Origin of the sequence: Rhodoferax sp. OV413, from assembly GCF_900104385.1 — a bacterium.
Classification (GTDB): domain Bacteria; phylum Pseudomonadota; class Gammaproteobacteria; order Burkholderiales; family Burkholderiaceae_C; genus Rhodoferax_B.
The window spans coordinates 295746-314418 of sequence record NZ_FNJA01000004.1 but is presented as its reverse complement, the minus strand read 5'-3'; the positions used below and the strand labels follow the sequence as shown (position 1 = coordinate 314418).

Sequence of the window (18673 nt, the reverse complement as noted above, 5' to 3'; positions counted from 1 at the left end):
GTGCAAGCAGCTACTTTTTAGATAGCGGTTAACTCTCGATCAGGCTGCTATAGGCTTTGCGCGTGCCGGGCGATACCGCCTCCAGCAGCTGCGCGTAGGCTGTCTGGTGCCGGGCCAGCATCCGGGCCGAGGCCACGACCTTGGATTTGCAGAACCAGTGGCAGGTGTGCTGCATCAGGAACAGCTCGGCCGACATGGTGAAAGCCTTGTCCTTGGGCGAGCGCTGGGCGGTGTTCTGCACCGTATCGGCCATGCCTTTGGCGTGGATGGCAAAAGCCTGGCGCAGGTCGAAGGTGGCCTGAGGCAGCAGTTTGTCGATGTAGGGAATCGCAAAGGCGATCTTGCTGACCCGGGTTTCCTCGGCCGGCACCCGGGCAAAGCTGGTGGCGAAGCGGCTGAACTGTTCGCACAGCTGGGTTTCGGTGGTGCTCAGCAGGTTCCAGATCTGGGTGCGGCGCTCCTCGTCTTTTTCTCCCAGCGCGCGCAGATAGCCCTGGGTCAGGGCTTCCATCAGCTTTTCGATCTGGTACTGGCTGAGGTGGCTGCCCAGCAGGGCGATGCGCCGGCGCTGGTCCTGCCCGTTGAGTACGAAGATGCCGATGGCGACCAGGATCGCCAGGATGAAAAAGTCCATTGGGGGAGTCTGTAAAGAATAAGGGGCAGAGCGAGCACTGGAGTGTAGTCACCCCTGGCTGGTAATTCAGGCGGTCTTGCTGTCCGCCAGCGCGCGCATGCGCTCGCCGATCTGCTGGAACTCCGCGTAGCTGGACCGTTCCAGCAGCGCGCCCACCTGCTGCAGATAGGCCGGGGTGGCGGTCTTGGGCACTTTTTCCAGCCACTCCAGCGCCTCGGCCAGGCGGCCGCGTGCCGCCAGCATGCCTGCATAGTTGAACTGGCCGCGGAAGTCGCCGCCCTGGGCGGCTTCCTGGTAGCAGAAGAAGGCGGCTTCCTCGTCCTTTTCCACCACCTGGCCGTTCTCGTAATAGAGGCCGATCTTGGTCATGGACTTGGCGTGGCCCAGGTCGGCGGCCTGCTGGTAGAGCTTGAGCGCGGCGGCATGGTCTTGGGCGATGCTTTTGCCGGCGGCCAGCTGGTTGGCCAGGTTGTACAGGCCGGCGTCCAGGCCGGTGGCGGCGGCCTTTTGGTACCAGGCTACGGCACGCGCCATGTCGATGGGCGCGCCCCAGCCGTTTTCCAGGCAGCGGCCGGCCATGTTCATGCCCATGGGGTGATCCTGGGCGGCGGCGCGCAGAAACCACTGAAGGGCCAGCGCCGGATTGCGCTCCAGGCCGTGGCCGTCCAGCAGCCATTGGCCGAGCACGGCTTGCGCGTTAGCGCTGCCCAGCTGTGCGGCGGCCTGCACCCAGGGGCCGGCCTGGTCGGCCGGGCTGGCCAGCACGGCGGCCCATTGCGCGGGGGTGATCTGGGCCAGCTCGGCAGTGCGGGTGGGAATAGGGGGCAGGGCGGTAGCGGGCATGGACTGGGTGGATGGGGGTGGATGTCAAACGGGCTGAATTATGCGTAAGCTCGGGGGTATGAAAGCTTACCGTGCCGCGATCCTCCGTTTTGCCCCTGACCATTCCGCCATCTACGAGGAAGATGGCCTGCTGGTGGTCGGACCGAATAGCCAGGGCGCCCAGGTGGTCCAGGCTGTGGGCGCCTACCGTACTGTGGCCCAGGATTTCCCGGGCCTGGCTGTCGAACATCTACCAGGCCGCATCCTGGCGCCGGGCTTTGTCGACATGCACATCCACTACCCGCAGACCGACATCATCGGTGCGCCTGCCGACGGCCTGCTGCCCTGGCTGGAGAACTACACATTTCCTGCAGAAAAACGCTTTGTAGCGCCCGAATATGCTGCGGAGGTAGCTGGTTTTTTCATAGCAGAGCTGCTGCGCAACGGCGTGACCAGCGCGCTGGCCTTTGCCACCTCGCACCCCAGCTCGGTCAACGCCTTGTTCGCCGAGGCTCAGCAACAGCAGCTGCGCCTGATCACCGGCAAGGTGCTGCAAGACCAGAATTCCCCCGACGGCGTGCGCGATGACACCGAGCAAAGCCTGCTCGACACCGAGGCGCTGATCCAGCGCTGGCATGGCGTGGACCGGCTGGGTTACGCCATCACCCCGCGCTTCGTGCCCACCAGCAGCGCGGCCCAGCTGCGCGGCGCGGGCGAGTTGGCGGCGCGCTACCCGGATGTCTGGGTGCAGTCGCACGTGGCCGAAAACCTGGGCGAGATCGCCTGGGTGCGCGATCTCTATCCCGATGCGCGCAGTTACCTCAGCGTGTATGAAGACTTTGGCCTGCTGCGCCCGCGCGCGGTGTATGCGCACTGCATCCACTTCGACGACACCGACCGCGCGCTGATGCGCGACAGCGGCACGGTGGCGGCCATCAGCCCGACCAGCAATCTGTTTTTGGGCAGCGGCTTTTTTGACTACGAGGGCGCAGACCGCATCGGCTTTGGCTACGGCTTGGCCAGCGATGTGGGCGGCGGCACCAGCTTCAGCCCGTTCCACACCATGCGCGCGGCCTACTATGTGGGCCGCGAAGGCCAGACCAAGCCCGGCCTGTCGCTGAACCCGCAAAACCTGTGGTGGCAGCACACGGCGGGCGCGGCCCAGGCACTGGGCCTGGGTGGGGTGATCGGTAATCTGGCGGTCGGCTGCGAGGCCGACTTCCTGGTGCTGAACCCGCAGGCCACGCCCTTGCTGGCGCGCAAGACGGCGCGCGCCCAGAGCCTGGACGAGCTGCTGTTCTCGCTGATCATCCTGGCCGACGACCGGGCCGTCGAGCGCACTGTGATTTCCCAAGCCCAATAGGCTGCTACCGCTTTATTCATATATTGATATAGCTATTAATTTGGTAGCGATGTTGCACACCTGCGCGCTACAATCCGCACTTACCTGAGAGATTTCCGTATGACTATCAAAAGCGACAAATGGATTCGCCGCATGGCCGAGCAAACCGGCATGATCGAGCCCTTCGAGCCCGGCCAGATCCGCGAACGCGAAGGCCACAAGATCATCAGCTACGGCACCAGCAGCTACGGCTACGACATCCGCTGCGCGCCTGAATTCAAGGTCTTCACCAATATCCACAGCACCGTGGTCGACCCGAAGAACTTCGACGAAAAGAGCTTCGTTGATTTTTCGGGCGACAGCTGCATCATCCCGCCGAACAGTTTTGCGCTGGCCCGCACGGTCGAGTACTTCCGCATTCCGCGCAATGTGCTGACCATCTGCCTGGGCAAAAGCACTTACGCGCGCTGCGGCATCATCGTCAACGTGACGCCGTTCGAGCCCGAATGGGAAGGCTATGTGACGCTGGAATTCAGTAACACCACGCCGCTACCAGCCAAAATCTACGCAGGCGAGGGCTGTGCCCAGGTGCTGTTTTTCGAAAGCGACGAGGTCTGCGAAGTCAGCTACAAAGACCGTGGCGGCAAGTACCAGGGCCAGAGCGGCGTCACTCTGCCCAGAGCGTAGGCCCGGGCTGCACAGCTCCAGGGCCTGATTCTTGCAGGGCATTCGGCTAGACCTAGGAAAGCAAGGAAAGAAACCACCATGTGCCAAATGCTTGCAATGAATTGCAACAGCACTGCCAGCATCAATTTCTCGTTCACCGGCTTCTCGGCCCGCGGCGGGCAGACCGGCGAGCATGCTGATGGTTGGGGCATTGCCTTCCACGAGCGCACCGGCTGCCGGGTGTTCATAGACGACGGCCGGGCCAGCGACTCGGCCCTGGCCGACTTTGTGCGCAGCTACCCGATCAAGTCCAAGTCGGTGCTCGCGCACATCCGCAAGGCGACCCAGGGCGCAGTCACCCTGTCCAACTGCCACCCGTTCCAGCGCGAATGGCTGGGTCAGCACTGGGTGTTCTGCCACAACGGCGACCTGAAGAACTACCACCCGCGGCTGCGCGGCAACTACCTGCCTGTGGGCACGACCGACAGCGAAAAAGCCTTTTGCTGGATGCTGCAGGAACTGCGCAGCGCCTTCAAAGACGCCTGCCCGCCCAACTGGAAGCAGCTGGCGCCGGTGCTGGCCGACCTGTCGCGGCGCATCGCCAGCCATGGCACTTTCAATTTCCTGCTGTCCAACGGCGAGGCCATGTTTGCGCATTGCTCAACCAACCTGAGCTGGCTGTCGCGCCAGCATCCGTTCCAGACCGCGCGCCTGATCGACTGCGACATGACGCTCGACCTGCGCCAGACCAATAGCGAAAGCGACCGCATGGTGCTGATCGCCACCGAACCGCTGACGGCCGACGAGCCCTGGGCTAAGTTCGAGCCGGGTGAGCTCAAGGTGTTTGTCGAGGGCGCCCAGGTGTGGAGCAGCACCAGTTTGCCCGCCCGGCCACCCCGGCCCTTGCGGCCGGCCCGGCCGAAGCCGCCAACCTCCACATCGATCCGCGCGGTGCAGGGCGTCGCGGTATGAGCCAGGGTGTGGCGGCACAGGGTTCCGGCCCGCGCCGGGTGCTGGATGTCAAGAATCTCAGCGTACGCTTCGAGACCAAGGAGCGCGTGGTCGACGCGGTGCGCGACCTGTCGTTCCATGTGAATGCCGGCGAAACGCTGGCCATCGTCGGCGAGTCGGGTTCCGGCAAGTCGGTGTCGTCGCTGGCGCTGATGCGGCTGGTGGAAAACGGCGGCGGCCGCATCCTCAGCGGCAGCATGAACTTCCACCGGCGCGACGGCTCCACCCTGGACCTGGCTCGGGCCAGCACCGCCACCATGCGTGGCATCCGCGGCGCCGAGATGGCGATGATCTTCCAGGAACCCATGACCTCGCTGAACCCGGTGTTCCCGGTGGGCGAGCAGATTGCCGAATCCATCCGCCTGCACCAGGGCCTGGGCCGCAACGCCGCCCGTGCCGAGGCGCTGCGCATGCTGGACCTGGTGCGCATACCCGAGGCCAAGAACGTGCTGGACCGCTTCCCGCACCAGCTGTCGGGCGGCATGCGCCAGCGGGTGATGATTGCCATGGCCTTGTCGTGCAAGCCCAGCCTGCTGATCGCCGACGAGCCAACCACGGCGCTGGACGTGACCATCCAGGCCCAGGTGCTGGCCATCATCCGCATGCTGCAGGACGAGATGCACATGGGCGTGGTCTTCATCACCCACGACATGGGCGTGGTGGCCGAGATGGCTGATCGCGTGCTGGTCATGTACCGCGGCGACAAGGTGGAAGAGGGCGATTGCGCAGCGCTGTTTGCCGCACCTCAGCACAGCTATACCCAGGCGCTGCTGGCGGCGGTGCCGACCCTGGGTGCAATGCAGGGCACGGATATTCCGGCGCGCTTTCCGCTGCTGGATGCGCCCGATGCAGCGGTCTGGCCGGTGCGCGATACCGTGCAGCACGCCATGCCACCGGTGCTGCGGGTCAAGAACCTGACCACCCGTTTCCCGGTGCGTACCGGCTTGTTTGGCCGGGTCACGCGCCAGGTCTGTGCGGTGGAGCAGGTCAGCTTCAGCCTGCAACCGGGCGAAACGCTGGCCCTGGTCGGCGAGTCCGGCTGTGGCAAGTCCACCACCGGGCGTTCGCTGGCGCGGCTGGTGCAATTTGACTCGGGTGCGGTGGATGTGGCGGGCCGGCCGATTGCGCCCTTGCAAGGCCGGGCGCTGCAGACCTTGCGCCGCGATGTGCAGTTTATTTTCCAGGACCCGTTCGCCTCGCTGGACCCGCGTTTGACCGTCGGTTTTGCCATCATGGAGCCGCTGCTGGTGCATGGCGTGGCCAAGGGCGCGGACGCCGAGAAGCGCGTCACCGAGCTGTTGTACCGCGTCGGTCTGCCGGCCACAGCGGCGCAGCGCTACCCGCATGAGTTCTCCGGCGGCCAGCGCCAGCGTATCGCGATCGCCCGGGCCTTGGCGCTGAACCCCAAGGTGGTGATCGCCGACGAGGCGGTGTCGGCACTGGACGTATCGATCCGCGCGCAGATCGTGAACCTGATGCTGGATTTGCAGCGCGAGTTCGGCATTGCCTTCTTGTTTATCTCGCACGATATGGCGGTGGTGGAACGCATCAGCCACCGGGTGGCGGTGATGTACCTAGGCCAGATCGTCGAGATCGGCCCGCGCCGCGCGGTGTTCGAAAACCCGCAGCACGCTTACACCCGCCGCCTGATGGCGGCCGTGCCAGTGGCCGACCCGGCGCGCCGGCATGGCAAGCGCGAGCTGCTGGCCGGCGAGATCCCCAGCCCGATCCGCGCATTGGATGATTTGCCCCAAGTGGCGCCGCTGCACGAGGTGGGCCCCGGCCACTTCGTGGCGCGCCATAAAGTGGGTGGTATTTATTGATTTTCTGGTTCCCGATGGTCGGGATTTTTTGTAACCCTGGAGCTTTTGTATGAAACACGCTTTGACCAAATTGTCGAAATTGTCCGTGGCGCTGGCCGTGTCCGCCGCGTTCGTGCCCCACGCTTTTGCTGCCAAGGATGTCGTGGTGGCGGTGTTCTCCAACTTCACCACCATGGACCCGTATGACTCGCAAGACACCTTGTCGCAAGCGGTCGCCAAGTCCTTCTACCAAGGGCTGATGGGCTTCGACAAAAACATGAAGATGGCCCCCGTGCTGGCCGAGAGCTTTACCGCCAGCAAAGACGGGCTGAGCTACACCTTCAAACTGAAAAAAGGCATCAAGTTCCAGGACGGAACCGACTTCAATGCCGAGGCGGTCAAGGTCAATTTTGACCGTGTCACCAATCCTGACAACAAACTCAAGCGCTACGGCCTGTACAAGAACATCACCAAGACCGAGGCCGTGGACGCCAACACGGTGCGCTTCACCCTGAAGGAGCCGTTCTCCGCTTTTGTAAACACCTTGGCCCACCCATCCGCGGTGATCATTTCGCCTGCGGCATTGCAAAAGTTTGGCAAGACGATCGGCCAAAACCCAGTCGGTACCGGCCCCTTCAAGTTTGTCGAATGGAAGCAGACCGACTACATCAAGGTGGAAAAATTTGGCGGCTACTGGCGCAAGGGCTACCCCAAGGTGGACACCATTACCTGGCGTCCGGTGGTCGACAACAATTCGCGTGCCGCCATGATGCAAACCGGCGAAGCCAACTTCACCTATCCGGTACCGCCCGAGCAAGCCGAACTGTTGAAGACCAAGCCGACGCTGGAAGTCACGGCAGCGCCGTCCATCGTGCACCGCTATGTCTCGCTGAACACCCAGCAAAAGCCTTTCGACAACCCCAAGGTGCGCGAAGCGCTGAACTACGCGATCAACAAGGAAGCGCTGGTCAAGGTGGTATTCGGTGGCTATGCGATTCCCGCCGAAGGCGTGGTACCCAAGGATGTGGCCTATTCCACCAAGCTGGGTCCATGGCCTTACAACCCGGTCAAGGCGCGAGAACTGCTGAAGGAAGCCGGCTACCCGAATGGTTTTGAAACCACGCTGTGGTCGGCCTACAACCACAGCACCGGCCAGAAGCTGATCCAGTTCATCCAGCAGCAGCTGAGCGTGGTGGGCGTGAAGGCCCAAGTGCTGGCGCTGGAAGCCGGCCAACGTGTGGAGCGTGTGGAGAGCTGGCAAGACCCCGCCACCGCACCCGTGCGCATGTACTACGTGGGCTGGTCTTCGTCGACCGGCGAGGCCGATTGGGCAATGCGCCCCTTGCTGGCGTCTGAATCCTTCCCGCCCAAGGCCTTCAATACCGCGTACTACAAGAACGACGCGGTAGATGCCGACATCGCCAAGGCACTGGCCACGGTGGACACTGCCGAGAAGACCAAGCTGTACGCCAGCGCCCAGCAGCAGATCTGGAAGGATGCGCCCTGGATCTTCCTGGCCACCGAGCAACTGCTGTCTGCGCGCAGCAAGAACCTGAACGGCTTCTACATGATGCCCGATGCGTCCTTCAACTTTGACGAAGTCGAACTGAAGTAAGCCGCCTTGCTGACTGCACCATGCTGAATTTCATTCTTAAACGCCTGTTGGGGCTGCTGCCGACTCTGCTGATCGTGGCGGCCTTGGTGTTCCTGTTCGTCCACTTGCTGCCGGGTGACCCGGCGCGGCTGGCGGCGGGTCCCGAGGCGGGCGAGGAGGTGGTGCAGATGATCCGCAAGGATTTGGGGCTGGACCTGCCCATGCATGAGCAGTTCTGGCGCTTCATCAGCAATGCGGTGCAGGGCGACTTCGGCACCTCGCTGCGCAGCAAGCGCCCGGTGTCTACCGAGATTGCCGAGCGCTTCATGCCGACCTTCTGGCTCACCGTGGCAGCCATGGGCTGGTCGGTGCTACTGGGGCTGGTGATTGGCACGGTGTCGGCCGTGTGGCGCAACAAGTGGCCGGACCGCCTGGGCATGACCCTGGCGATCACCGGCATCTCATTCCCGTCGTTTGCCTTGGGCATGGTGTTGATGGAGGTGTTTTCGGTGCAACTGGGCTGGCTGCCTACGGTGGGCGCGGACAGCTGGCGGCACTACATCCTGCCCTCGCTGACCCTGGGCGCCGGCGTGGCCGCGGTGATGGCGCGCTTTACCCGCTCGTCCTTCATCGACATTTTCAAAGAGGACTATGTGCGCACCGCCCGCGCCAAGGGCCTGAACGAGTTCGTGGTGGTGGTCAAGCACAGCCTGCGCAATGCGCTGATCCCGGTGGTCACCATGATGGGCTTGCAGTTCGGCTTCTTGCTCGGCGGTTCCATCGTGGTCGAGAAGGTGTTCAATTGGCCGGGCATGGGCCGGCTGCTGGTGGATTCGGTGGAGATGCGCGACTACCCGGTCATCCAGGCCGAGGTGCTGCTGTTCTCGCTGGAATTCATCCTGATCAATCTGATCGTGGATGTGCTGTATGCGGTCATCAATCCGACCATTCGTTACAAGTAATGCTATAAATAATAGAGCTACCCATGCAAGCTTCACCTGCGCAAAGCCCGGTTTTGACCAATGAAAAGGTGCGCACGCCCTGGAGCGAGTTCTGGCGCAAGTTCAAGGGCCAGCATGTGGCCCTGGTGGCCGGCTTCTTTGTGCTGCTGCTGGTACTGGTGGCAGTGATTGCGCCATGGATCGTGCCGTTTGACGCCGAGAATTTCTTTGACTACGACGCGCTGAACGCTACGCCTTCGGCCACCCACTGGTTCGGTGTCGACTCGCTGGGCCGCGACATCTTCAGCCGCATCCTGATGGGGGCGCGCATTTCGCTGGCCGCCGGCTTCATTTCTGTGGCGGTGGGCGCGGTGATCGGCACCGTGCTGGGCCTGCTGGCCGGCTATTACGAAGGCTGGTGGGACCGCATCGTGATGCGCATCTCTGACGTGCTGTTCGCCTTCCCCGGCATCCTGCTGGCCATCGGCATCGTGGCGATCCTGGGCAGCGGCATGGTGAACGTGATCTTCGCGGTGGCGGTGTTCAGCGTGCCGGCGTTTGCGCGGCTGGTGCGCGGCAATACCTTGTCGATCAAGCACCTGACCTATATCGAAGCCGTGCGCTCGATAGGCGCGTCCGACTGGACCATCATCACCCGGCACATCTTCCCGGGCACGATTTCGTCGGTGGTGGTGTACTTCACCATGCGCATCGGCACCTCCATCATCACCGCTGCCAGCCTGTCGTTTCTGGGCCTGGGCGCCCAGCCGCCGACGCCCGAATGGGGCGCCATGCTGAACGAGGCCCGCGCCGACATGATGAGCGCGCCGCACATCGCGCTGTTCCCCAGCCTGGCCATCTTCTTCACCGTGCTGGCCTTCAATCTGCTGGGCGACGGCCTGCGCGACGCGCTCGACCCCAAGCTCGACAACTAGCCATGCCGGAGGCTCTGCGTATCGGCGACCTGCCCAGTGGCCCGCGGGACAGCATTGCCGACGTAGCTGGCGTACTGGTGGGCCACTGCACGCTGGCCCAGGGCGCAGTGCAAACTGGCGTCACAGTCATCCGCACCCACGCGCAAGACCCTTTCATGCACAAGACGCCGGCCGGCCTGGCGGTGATCAACGGCTTTGGCAAAAGCGCCGGCCTGGTCCAGCTGCAGGAGCTGGGCGTGCTGGAGTCACCGATTGCGCTGACCAATACCTTCGCCGTCGGCACGATCGCCACCGCACTGACCCGCGCGGCGGTGGTAGCCAACCCCGAAATCGGCCGCCAGCTGCCGACCGTGAACCCGCTGGTGCTGGAGTGCAACGACGGCTATCTGAATGACTTGCAGGCCTTCGCGGTGGCCGAAACCCATTACGCGCAGGCCTACGCCGACTGCCGCCCCGACTTTGCGCAGGGCGCGGTGGGCGCGGGCCGCGGCATGTCCTGCTTTGGACTGAAGGGCGGTATCGGTTCGGCATCCAGGATAGCCGCGACCCGCGCCGGCGGTTTCACCCTGGGGGCTCTGGTGCTGGCTAATTTTGGCCGACCTTACGCGCTGATCCTGGCGGGGAAGTGCATCGGCCCGGTGCTGGCGCAGCGGCTGCAAGCAGGTCTGCCCGTGGCTGAGCGCGGCTCCATCATCATGCTGCTGGCTACCGATGCGCCGCTGGATGCGCGCCAGCTGCGGCGCCTGGCATTGCGCGCCGGGGCCGGCCTGGCGCGTACCGGCTCGGACTTTGGCCATGGCAGCGGCGACATTGCGCTGGCGTTTTCCACCGCCTACACCGTGCCGCAGCTGGACGATGGGCAGTTGCACCCGCAGGCGCTGCTGCACGAGAGCGCGCTGGACCCGTTGTTTGCCGCCGCCGCCCAGGCTACCGAGCAGGCCATCGTCCACGCATTATTTGCATCAGAAACGGTGTTGGGGCATGGCGGACATGCGCGAGTAGCTATTAAAGATATAGCGCCTGACTGGCGCGCCCTGATTTCCCACTAGCTTCCCACTAGGATTTGCACAGCATGAGAATTTTGATTTCGGTAGATATAGAAGGTGTGGCCGGGGTGTTCCACGCCGAGCAGACCCGGGCCGGCAACACCGAGTACGAGCGCGCGCGCCGGCTGATGACCGCCGAGGCGAATGCGGCGATACGCGGCGCGTTGGCCGGCGGTGCCACCAGCGTGCTGGTCAATGATTCGCACGGCGGCTTCCGCAATCTGCTGCCCGATGTGCTGGACCCGCGCGCCCATGCGGTCTGGGGCAAACCCCGGGTGCTGGGCATGATGGGCGGGCTGGAGCAGGGCTGCGACGGCGTGTTCATGGTCGGCTACCACGCGCGTTCCCAGAGCCGCGGGGTGCTGGCCCACACCATCAACAGCTTTGCGTTTGCCCGCATCTGGCTGAACGACCAGGAGCTGGGCGAGGCCGGGCTGTACGGCGCGCTGGCCGCCGAGCTGGGCGTGCCGGTGCTGCTGGCCAGCGGCGACGACGTATTCCAGGCCGAGACCGCGCCGCTGTTTCCGCAGGCCCGCTTTGTGGTCACCAAGACCGCGCAGGGACATGCGAGCGGCGTATCGCTCTCGCCCGAGGCTGCCTGCGCCGCCATCGAGGCCGCGGCGTGCGAGGTGCTGGCGCTGGCGCTGCCCGTGCCGCAGCCGACAGCCTTGCCTGCGCGTTGCCGTCTGCAGACCCAGAGCCCGGGCCTGGCCGACCTGTTTGCGGTGTTGCCCGGGGTGGAGCGCCTGGATGGTGTGACTCTGGGTTTTGGCGGCCCGACGGTGCAGCATGTGGTGCGCACTCTGAACAGCTTGTCGGCCATGTCCGCAATGCTGCGTTAACAGGGCAGGGCGCGGTACCATCGCGGCCTAGTACACCGGGAGCGCGATATGAAGTGGGAAGGCAATCGAGAGTCCAGCAACGTGGAAGACCGGCGCGACGGGGACAGTGGCGGCTCCGGTGGCGGCATGCTGGGTGGGCGCAGCGTCGGTATCGGCACCATCGTGATCGCCTTGCTGGGCGGTTGGATGTTCGGCATCAACCCCATGACCATCATCAGCCTGCTCAGTGGTGGTGGCGTGCCTTCGGCCCAGGTGCAGGAGGCGCCGGCGCACCGGCCGCCCAAGGACGACCAGCTGGCGAAGTTCGTTTCCGTAGTGCTGGCCGATACCGAGGACGTCTGGAAGGGCGTGTTTGCCAAGGCCGGCGGCACCTACAAGGAGCCGGCGCTAGTCTTGTTCCGCGGTGCTACCCGTACCGCCTGCGGTCAAGGGCAGGCGGCAATGGGGCCGTTCTATTGCCCGGGCGACCAGAAGGTCTATATCGACCTGGGCTTTTATGAAACCCTGAAAAACCGTCTCGGCGCGCCGGGCGAGTTCGCCCAGGCCTATGTAATCGCCCACGAGGTCGGCCACCATGTGCAGAACCTGATGGGCATCAGTGCCAAGGTCGATGGCATGCGCAGCCGCGTCAGCCAGACCCAGTACAACGCCTTGAGCGTGCGGCTGGAGTTGCAGGCCGACTGTTTTGCCGGCGTCTGGGCCCACCATGCACAGAATGCCCGCCAGATCCTGGAAAACGGCGATATCGAGTCAGCCATGAACGCCGCAGCCAAGATCGGCGACGACGCCTTGCAGCGGGCTGGCGGAGGCGAAGTGGTGCCCGATAGCTTCACCCACGGCACCAGCGCCCAGCGCCAGCGCTGGTTCAGCACGGGTTTTCAGACTGGCGTGGTGAAGTCCTGCGACACCTTCAGTGCCCGCCAATTGTGACGGCTGTACGTTCCGGGCTATAATTTCAAGGCTTTGCATACCGCAGAGCGCACGTTGGTGGATTTTCCTCTGCCAACGCAAGTCACATTTAACGGATAAAAAATGATCGCATCCTCTATCAAGGCCGAAGTCGTCAAGGCCAACGCGCGCAGCGCAACCGACACCGGTAGTCCAGAAGTGCAAGTTGCACTGCTGACCGCCCGTATCAACGAACTGACCCCCCATTTCAAGACCCACGCCAAGGACCACCATGGCCGCCGCGGTCTGCTGCGTATGGTGAGCCGTCGCCGTAAGCTGTTGGACTACCTGAACGCCAAGGACCACGACCGTTACGCCGCATTGATCGTCAAACTCGGCTTGCGTAAGTAATCCCTGTTCCGAATGCACAAGCGCCTGAGTTAGTTCACTAGCTCAGGCGTTTTTGTTTGATTTTTCACTCAGAGGCTGTTTACCCCGTACGCGCTGTGTCATTCCATAAAACACCGGGATAGTGGTGTTTTATGGAATGGCATCGTATGGCCGAACCCTCTTTGTCCCTAGCCAGCCCGTGCGGGCTGCAAACCATCGGTAGATCGTTGTGATCTACCTTCCTTCCAGGAGACTGCAAATGACTATGTTCAATAAAGTAAGCAAGACCTTCCAATGGGGTAGCAATACCGTCACCATGGAAACCGGCGAGATCGCCCGCCAATCGAGCGGCGCTGTGCTGCTGGACATGGACGGCACCGTCGTGCTGGCCACCGTGGTCGCCAAGACCGAAGGCAAGCCCGGCCAAGACTTTTTCCCGCTGACCGTGGATTACCTGGAAAAGACCTATGCCGCAGGCAAGATCCCCGGCAGCTTCTTCAAGCGCGAAGGCCGCCCCAGCGAATTCGAAACGCTGACCAGCCGCCTGATCGACCGTCCTATCCGCCCGCTGTTCCCCGAAGGTTTCTTCAATGAAGTGCATGTGGTGGTCCACACGCTGTCGCTGAACCCTGAAGTCGACGCCGACATCGCCGCTCTGATCGCCGTGAGCGCCGCTCTGTCGGTCAGCGGTGTGCCGTTCAATGGCCCGATTGGTGCAGCCCGCGTGGGTTACGTCAACGGCGAATACGTGCTGAACCCCGGCCAGACCGCCCGCAAGGATTCGATCTTGGATCTGGTCGTGGCCGGTACCGAAGCCGCTGTGCTGATGGTCGAATCCGAAGCCCAGCAGCTGTCCGAAGAAATCATGCTTGGCGCCGTGGTGTTCGGCCATGAGCAAGGCAATATCGCCATCAATGCCATCCATGAATTGGTGCGTGACGCTGGCAAGCCGGTGTGGGACTGGAAGGCTCCTGCCAAGGATGAAGTGCTGATCGCCAAGGTGGATGCACTTGCCCAAGAGAAGCTGGCCGCGGCCTACCAAATCCGCAACAAGCAAGCCCGTACCCACGCCTGCCGTGAAGTCTATACCTGGGTGAACAAGGGTCTGAAGGCTGAAGGCGTCGAGTTCGATTCAGTGGCTGTTGAAGGCATGCTGTTCGACATCGAAGCCAAGATCGTGCGTAGCCAGATTCTGGCCGGCGAACCGCGTATCGACGGTCGCGACACGCGTACCGTGCGCGCCATCGAGATCCGCAACAGTGTGCTGCCACGCACCCACGGTTCGGCGCTGTTCACCCGCGGTGAAACCCAGGCTTTGGTCGTGACCACCCTGGGCACCGAGCGCGATGCCCAGCGTATCGACGCTTTGGCTGGCGAGTACGAAGACCGTTTCATGCTGCACTACAACATGCCTCCGTTCGCCACCGGCGAAACCGGCCGTGTGGGAACGCCGAAGCGCCGCGAAATCGGCCACGGCCGTCTGGCCAAGCGCGCTCTGGTGGCTGTGCTGCCAAGCAAGGAAGACTTCCCCTACACCATGCGTGTGGTGTCGGAAATCACCGAATCCAATGGCTCCTCGTCGATGGCTTCGGTCTGCGGCGGCTGTCTGTCGTTGATGGACGCTGGTGTGCCGATGAAGGCCCACGTGGCCGGTATCGCTATGGGTCTGATCAAAGACGGCAACCGTTTCGCTGTGCTGACCGACATCCTGGGCGACGAAGATCACCTGGGTGACATGGACTTCAAGGTCGCTGGCACCACCAACGGTATTACCGCGCTGCAGATGGACATCAAGATCCAAGGTATCACCAAGGAAATCATGCAGGTCGCACTGGCGCAAGCCAAGGAAGCCCGCTTGCACATCCTGGGCAAGATGATGGATGCGATGTCGGAAGCCAAGACCGAAGTGTCGACCTTCGCGCCACGTCTGTTCACCATGAAGATCAATCCGGAAAAAATCCGCGACGTGATCGGCAAGGGCGGTGCGGTGATCCGTGCGCTGACCGAAGAAACCGGCACGCAGATCAACATCGAAGAAGACGGCACCATCACCATCGCTTCCAGCGATCCAGCCAAGGCTGAAGAAGCCAAGCGCCGCATCGAGCAGATCACGGCCGAAGTTGAAATCGGCAAGGTCTACGAAGGCCCGATTACCAAGATTCTGGACTTCGGTGCTTTGGTTAATCTGTTGCCAGGCAAAGATGGCCTGTTGCACATCAGCCAGATCGCCCACGAGCGCGTCGAGAAGGTTACCGACTACCTGTCGGAAGGCCAGATCGTCAAGGTCAAGGTCATGGAAACGGATGAAAAAGGCCGTATCAAGCTGTCCATGAAGGTTTTGCTGGACCGTCCCGCACCTGCTGGCTACGCCCAAGAAGCGCAACACTGATCCATCCGCAGGGCTGCCGTGATGCGGCCCTGTAGGAGGAAAGTTGCCTGCATGCCATCGATCTCGCCATGAATGCCATAGAAATCACCGCTTTTGGTGCGCCCGACGTTTTGCGCGTCGCGCAGCGGCCTGTGCCTGTGCCTGGCCCGGGCGAGTTGCTGATCCGCGTGGTCGCCAGCGGGGTTAATCGGCCGGACGTACTGCAGCGCACGGGAAATTATCCTGTGCCTGCCGGTGCATCCGATATTCCTGGCTTGGAAGTGGCTGGCGTGGTGGAAGGCGGCGACGCCCTGGCCATGGCGCAAGCGGGTTTTCAGGTGGGGGATCGGGTTTGCGCCTTGGTTGCCGGCGGTGGCTATGCGCAAATGTGCGTGGCTCCTGTGGCCCAGTGTTTGCCTATCCCTGCAGGTCTGAGTGATGTGGAGGCTGCTTCGCTACCGGAAACCTTCTTCACGGTGTGGAGCAATGTGTTTGACCGTGGGTGCCTGCAAAAGGGCGAGACCTTGCTGGTGCAAGGCGGCACGAGCGGCATTGGGGTGACGGCGATCCAGATGGCCAAGGCGATGGGTGCAACTGTGTTGGCGACGGCGGGTAGCGATGAAAAATGCGCTGCTTGTCTTGCACTGGGTGCGGACCACGCGATCAACTACAACAGCCGTGATTTCGCCGAGGCGGTGCAAAACATCACCGGTGGCGCAGGTGTAGATGTGATCCTGGACATGGTTGCGGGCGGCTATGTGGCGCGTGAGGTTCAGTGTTTGGCCGAAGATGGGCGTCTGGTGATCATTGCGGTGCAAGGCGGCGTCAAGAGTGAAATCAATGCGGGTTTAGTGCTGCGCAAGCGCCTAACCATTACGGGCTCGACCCTGCGCGCCCGGTCCGTGGCGTTCAAGGGCGCGATTGCCCAGGCTTTGAAGTTGCATGTCTGGCCTTTGCTGGAAAACCGCAGCATCAAGCCGGTGATCCACGGTGTGTTTGCTGCGGATGGCGGGCAAGAGTCCAGCGGGGCGGCGCAGGCGCATGCCTTGATGGAGTCGGGTCGGCATGTGGGGAAGATTGTTTTGACATGGTGAATCTATGAAGAAGAAACTGGTTGTCGGCAACTGGAAGATGAATGGCAGCCTGGCTGCCAATCAGGCTTTGATCGAAGCTTTGCTGGCTGGCGTGGGTACGCCGGCCTGTGGTGTAGCGGTTTGTGTTCCTGCACCATATTGGGCTCAGGCGCAGGCTTTGCTTGCATCTGGTGCTATTGATTTGGGAGCGCAAGACATATCTCAGCATGCCGCTGGCGCTTTTACCGGTGAACAGTCTGCAGCGATGCTGAAAGAGTTTGGCGTGCGCTACGCCATCGTCGGCCATTCGGAGCGTCGGCTCTACCACGGTGAAACCGATGCCGTGGTCGCGGCCAAGACCCAGGCTGCTCTGGCGAATGGCATTACGCCCATCGTGTGTGTGGGCGAAACCTTGGCGGAGCGTGAAGCCGGCCAGACCGAAGAAGTGGTGAAGCGCCAATTGGCCGCTGTGGTTCATACCAATGGCCATTGCATCAGCGAAATTGTGCTGGCCTATGAGCCGGTGTGGGCGATAGGGACGGGTAAAACCGCGACCCCAGAGCAGGCCCAGCAGGTGCATGCTTTGCTGCGTGCACAGCTGCATGCGGCCAGCAACCAGTCGGATCGGATCCAGATTCTTTACGGTGGCAGCATGAACGCGGCCAATGCCGCGCAGCTTCTGTCACAGCCTGATATCGATGGTGGTTTGGTGGGTGGGGCTGCGTTGAAGGCTTCTGACTTCCTGGCCATCATTGCTGCAGCCCAATAGTTATTTGCACCTGCGCCAGCTGCGTGGGTGGTGTTTGTTCAACATTCGTGCGTTAGATTTAGGAGTATTGAGATGAATTTTTTATTGACCATTCTTCTGGCTGTTCAGATGCTTGCCGCCATCGGCATGATTGGCCTGATTTTGGTCCAGCACGGCAAGGGCGCCGATATGGGTGCGGCCTTTGGCAGTGGTAGTTCGGGCAGCCTGTTTGGCGCCAGCGGCAGTGCTAACTTCCTGTCGCGTACCACCGGTGTTTTGGCGGCGGTATTCTTCGTTTGCACCTTGGCCTTGGCTTACTTCAATAGCGCGCGTCCCACCAGTTCGGGCAGCGTTCTGGAGCGAGCTGCAAGCAGCGTACCTGCCCCTGAGCTGGCAGCCTCTGGTGCCGTCCCGGCGCCGGTTGCGCCTGCCGTCGCGGCTTCGGGTGCAGGCCAGATTCCGACCAAATAATCTGTGCTGAATTTCCGGTTCGCCTCCAGAAATTGGGGGTGTTTCGGGTAAACTCTATGTCTGTACAGAAAGCCACAAGCCGCAAGGTTCCTCATGCCATCTGTACAGAAAAACCGCCGTCGTGGTGAAATTGGTAGACACGCTATCTTGAGGGGGTAGTGGCGAAAGCTGTGCGAGTTCGAGTCTCGCCGACGGCACCAACATAAAAACCTGTCGAACACGCGTTCGGCAGGTTCTAGCGGTGATCAGAACCTCAAGATGAACCTCGACCAGTACCTCCCCGTCCTTTTGTTCATCCTGGTCGGCGTGGGTGTCGGCGTAGCGCCCCAGGTGCTCGGCTATATTTTTGGCCCCAACCGCCCTGATAGCGCCAAAAACTCTCCTTACGAATGCGGCTTTGAAGCCTTTGAGGACGCGCGCATGAAATTCGATGTGCGCTACTACCTTGTGGCTATTTTGTTTATCTTGTTTGACTTGGAAATCGCCTTCCTGTTTCCCTGGGCTGTAGCGCTTAAGGAAGTGGGTGTGGTGGGTTTTTGGGCCGTCATGATTTTTCTGGGTATTCTGGTCGTAGGCTTTGTTTACGAGTGGAAAAAAGGCGCCCTCGATTGGGAGTAAAGCGATGATTGAAGGTGTCATGAAAGAAGGGTTCGTCACTACGTCATACGACTCGGTGGTGAATTGGGCGAAAACCGGCTCGCTGTGGCCGATGACGTTCGGCTTGGCTTGCTGTGCGGTCGAAATGATGCACGCCGGTGCTGCCCGTTACGACATAGACCGTTTTGGTATGTTGTTTCGTCCCAGTCCACGTCAGAGCGATTTGATGATCGTGGCTGGCACGCTATGCAACAAGATGGCGCCGGCTCTGCGCAAGGTATATGACCAGATGCCCGAGCCGCGCTGGGTTCTTTCCATGGGGTCGTGCGCCAATGGTGGTGGCTACTATCACTACAGCTATTCTGTCGTTCGCGGCTGCGACCGTATCGTGCCGGTGGATGTGTATGTGCCAGGTTGCCCGCCAACCGCCGAAGCTTTGCTCTACGGTGTGATCCAGTTGCAGCAAAAAATTCGCCGCACCAATACGATTGCGAGGGCTTGAG

General features: G+C 62.1%; 19 protein-coding genes and 1 tRNA gene. 18 read left to right on the top strand and 2 right to left on the bottom strand.

Annotation, left to right across the window (positions count from 1 at the left end; genetic code table 11):
- Positions 1-28: 28 nt before the first annotated feature.
- Both BLT66_RS16015 and BLT66_RS16010 read right to left on the bottom strand, forming a co-directional pair.
- A complete protein-coding gene (locus tag BLT66_RS16015) occupies positions 29-634 on the bottom strand; it encodes a hypothetical protein (RefSeq protein ID WP_092758860.1) in 606 nt (201 codons plus the stop codon).
- Between the two features lie 66 nt (positions 635-700).
- Entirely contained in the window at positions 701-1477 is a 777-nt protein-coding gene (locus BLT66_RS16010; protein ID WP_092758858.1) for a tetratricopeptide repeat protein, read from the bottom strand.
- Between the two features lie 58 nt (positions 1478-1535).
- Between BLT66_RS16010 and guaD the strand changes: the two genes are divergently transcribed.
- The 18 genes from guaD (at position 1536) to BLT66_RS15920 (ending at position 18672) form a co-directional block, all read left to right on the top strand.
- The gene (gene guaD / locus BLT66_RS16005) at positions 1536-2819 is read left to right on the top strand and encodes a guanine deaminase (protein ID WP_092758856.1); all 1284 of its coding nucleotides are present in this window, start codon (positions 1536-1538) and stop codon (positions 2817-2819) included.
- A gap of 99 nt (positions 2820-2918) precedes the next feature.
- Positions 2919-3485, top strand: coding sequence for a dCTP deaminase (gene dcd, locus BLT66_RS16000; RefSeq protein WP_092758854.1), 567 nt, complete (start codon positions 2919-2921; stop codon positions 3483-3485).
- A gap of 78 nt (positions 3486-3563) precedes the next feature.
- Positions 3564-4436 carry a class II glutamine amidotransferase gene (locus BLT66_RS15995; protein ID WP_092758852.1) on the top strand — a complete coding sequence of 291 codons (873 nt, stop codon included), beginning with the start codon at positions 3564-3566 and terminating at the stop codon, positions 4434-4436.
- Complete coding sequence (locus BLT66_RS15990) at positions 4433-6298, top strand: dipeptide ABC transporter ATP-binding protein (RefSeq protein ID WP_092758850.1); 1866 nt, start codon at positions 4433-4435, stop codon at positions 6296-6298. The genes BLT66_RS15995 and BLT66_RS15990 overlap by 4 nt, the downstream gene beginning before the upstream one ends.
- 49 nt (positions 6299-6347) lie before the next feature.
- A complete protein-coding gene (gsiB, locus tag BLT66_RS15985; RefSeq protein WP_092758848.1) occupies positions 6348-7892 on the top strand; it encodes a glutathione ABC transporter substrate-binding protein GsiB in 1545 nt (514 codons plus the stop codon).
- A 20-nt stretch (positions 7893-7912) separates the two neighbouring features.
- Positions 7913-8833 carry a glutathione ABC transporter permease GsiC gene (gsiC, locus tag BLT66_RS15980; protein WP_092758846.1) on the top strand — a complete coding sequence of 307 codons (921 nt, stop codon included), beginning with the start codon at positions 7913-7915 and terminating at the stop codon, positions 8831-8833.
- 23 nt (positions 8834-8856) lie between these two features.
- A complete protein-coding gene (gsiD, locus tag BLT66_RS15975; protein WP_092758844.1) occupies positions 8857-9747 on the top strand; it encodes a glutathione ABC transporter permease GsiD in 891 nt (296 codons plus the stop codon).
- 2 nt (positions 9748-9749) lie between these two features.
- On the top strand, positions 9750-10796 hold the full coding sequence (locus BLT66_RS15970) for a P1 family peptidase (RefSeq protein ID WP_092758842.1): 1047 nt from the start codon (positions 9750-9752) through the stop codon (positions 10794-10796).
- 23 nt (positions 10797-10819) lie between these two features.
- Entirely contained in the window at positions 10820-11635 is an 816-nt protein-coding gene (locus tag BLT66_RS15965) for a M55 family metallopeptidase (RefSeq protein ID WP_092758840.1), read from the top strand.
- A gap of 48 nt (positions 11636-11683) precedes the next feature.
- A complete protein-coding gene (locus BLT66_RS15960; RefSeq protein ID WP_092758838.1) occupies positions 11684-12565 on the top strand; it encodes a KPN_02809 family neutral zinc metallopeptidase in 882 nt (293 codons plus the stop codon).
- A gap of 102 nt (positions 12566-12667) precedes the next feature.
- Entirely contained in the window at positions 12668-12934 is a 267-nt protein-coding gene (rpsO, locus tag BLT66_RS15955; RefSeq protein ID WP_092758836.1) for a 30S ribosomal protein S15, read from the top strand.
- Positions 12935-13172: 238 nt separating this feature from the next.
- The gene (pnp, locus tag BLT66_RS15950) at positions 13173-15302 is read left to right on the top strand and encodes a polyribonucleotide nucleotidyltransferase (RefSeq protein ID WP_092758834.1); all 2130 of its coding nucleotides are present in this window, start codon (positions 13173-13175) and stop codon (positions 15300-15302) included.
- Positions 15303-15370: 68 nt separating this feature from the next.
- Positions 15371-16375: an NAD(P)H-quinone oxidoreductase gene (locus BLT66_RS15945; RefSeq protein WP_092758832.1), complete on the top strand. Its 1005-nt coding sequence runs from the start codon at positions 15371-15373 to the stop codon at positions 16373-16375.
- Between the two features lie 4 nt (positions 16376-16379).
- Positions 16380-17123, top strand: coding sequence for a triose-phosphate isomerase (tpiA, locus tag BLT66_RS15940; RefSeq protein ID WP_092758830.1), 744 nt, complete (start codon positions 16380-16382; stop codon positions 17121-17123).
- Positions 17124-17195: 72 nt separating this feature from the next.
- Positions 17196-17573: a preprotein translocase subunit SecG gene (gene secG / locus BLT66_RS15935; RefSeq protein WP_092758828.1), complete on the top strand. Its 378-nt coding sequence runs from the start codon at positions 17196-17198 to the stop codon at positions 17571-17573.
- A 115-nt stretch (positions 17574-17688) separates the two neighbouring features.
- Positions 17689-17773, top strand: a tRNA-Leu gene (locus BLT66_RS15930).
- A 58-nt stretch (positions 17774-17831) separates the two neighbouring features.
- The gene (locus tag BLT66_RS15925; RefSeq protein WP_092758826.1) at positions 17832-18191 is read left to right on the top strand and encodes an NADH-quinone oxidoreductase subunit A; all 360 of its coding nucleotides are present in this window, start codon (positions 17832-17834) and stop codon (positions 18189-18191) included.
- A gap of 4 nt (positions 18192-18195) precedes the next feature.
- Positions 18196-18672 (top strand): NuoB/complex I 20 kDa subunit family protein, encoded by a 477-nt coding sequence (locus BLT66_RS15920; protein ID WP_092758824.1) that lies wholly within the window; start codon positions 18196-18198, stop codon positions 18670-18672.
- The last annotated feature ends 1 nt before the right edge of the window (position 18673 follow it).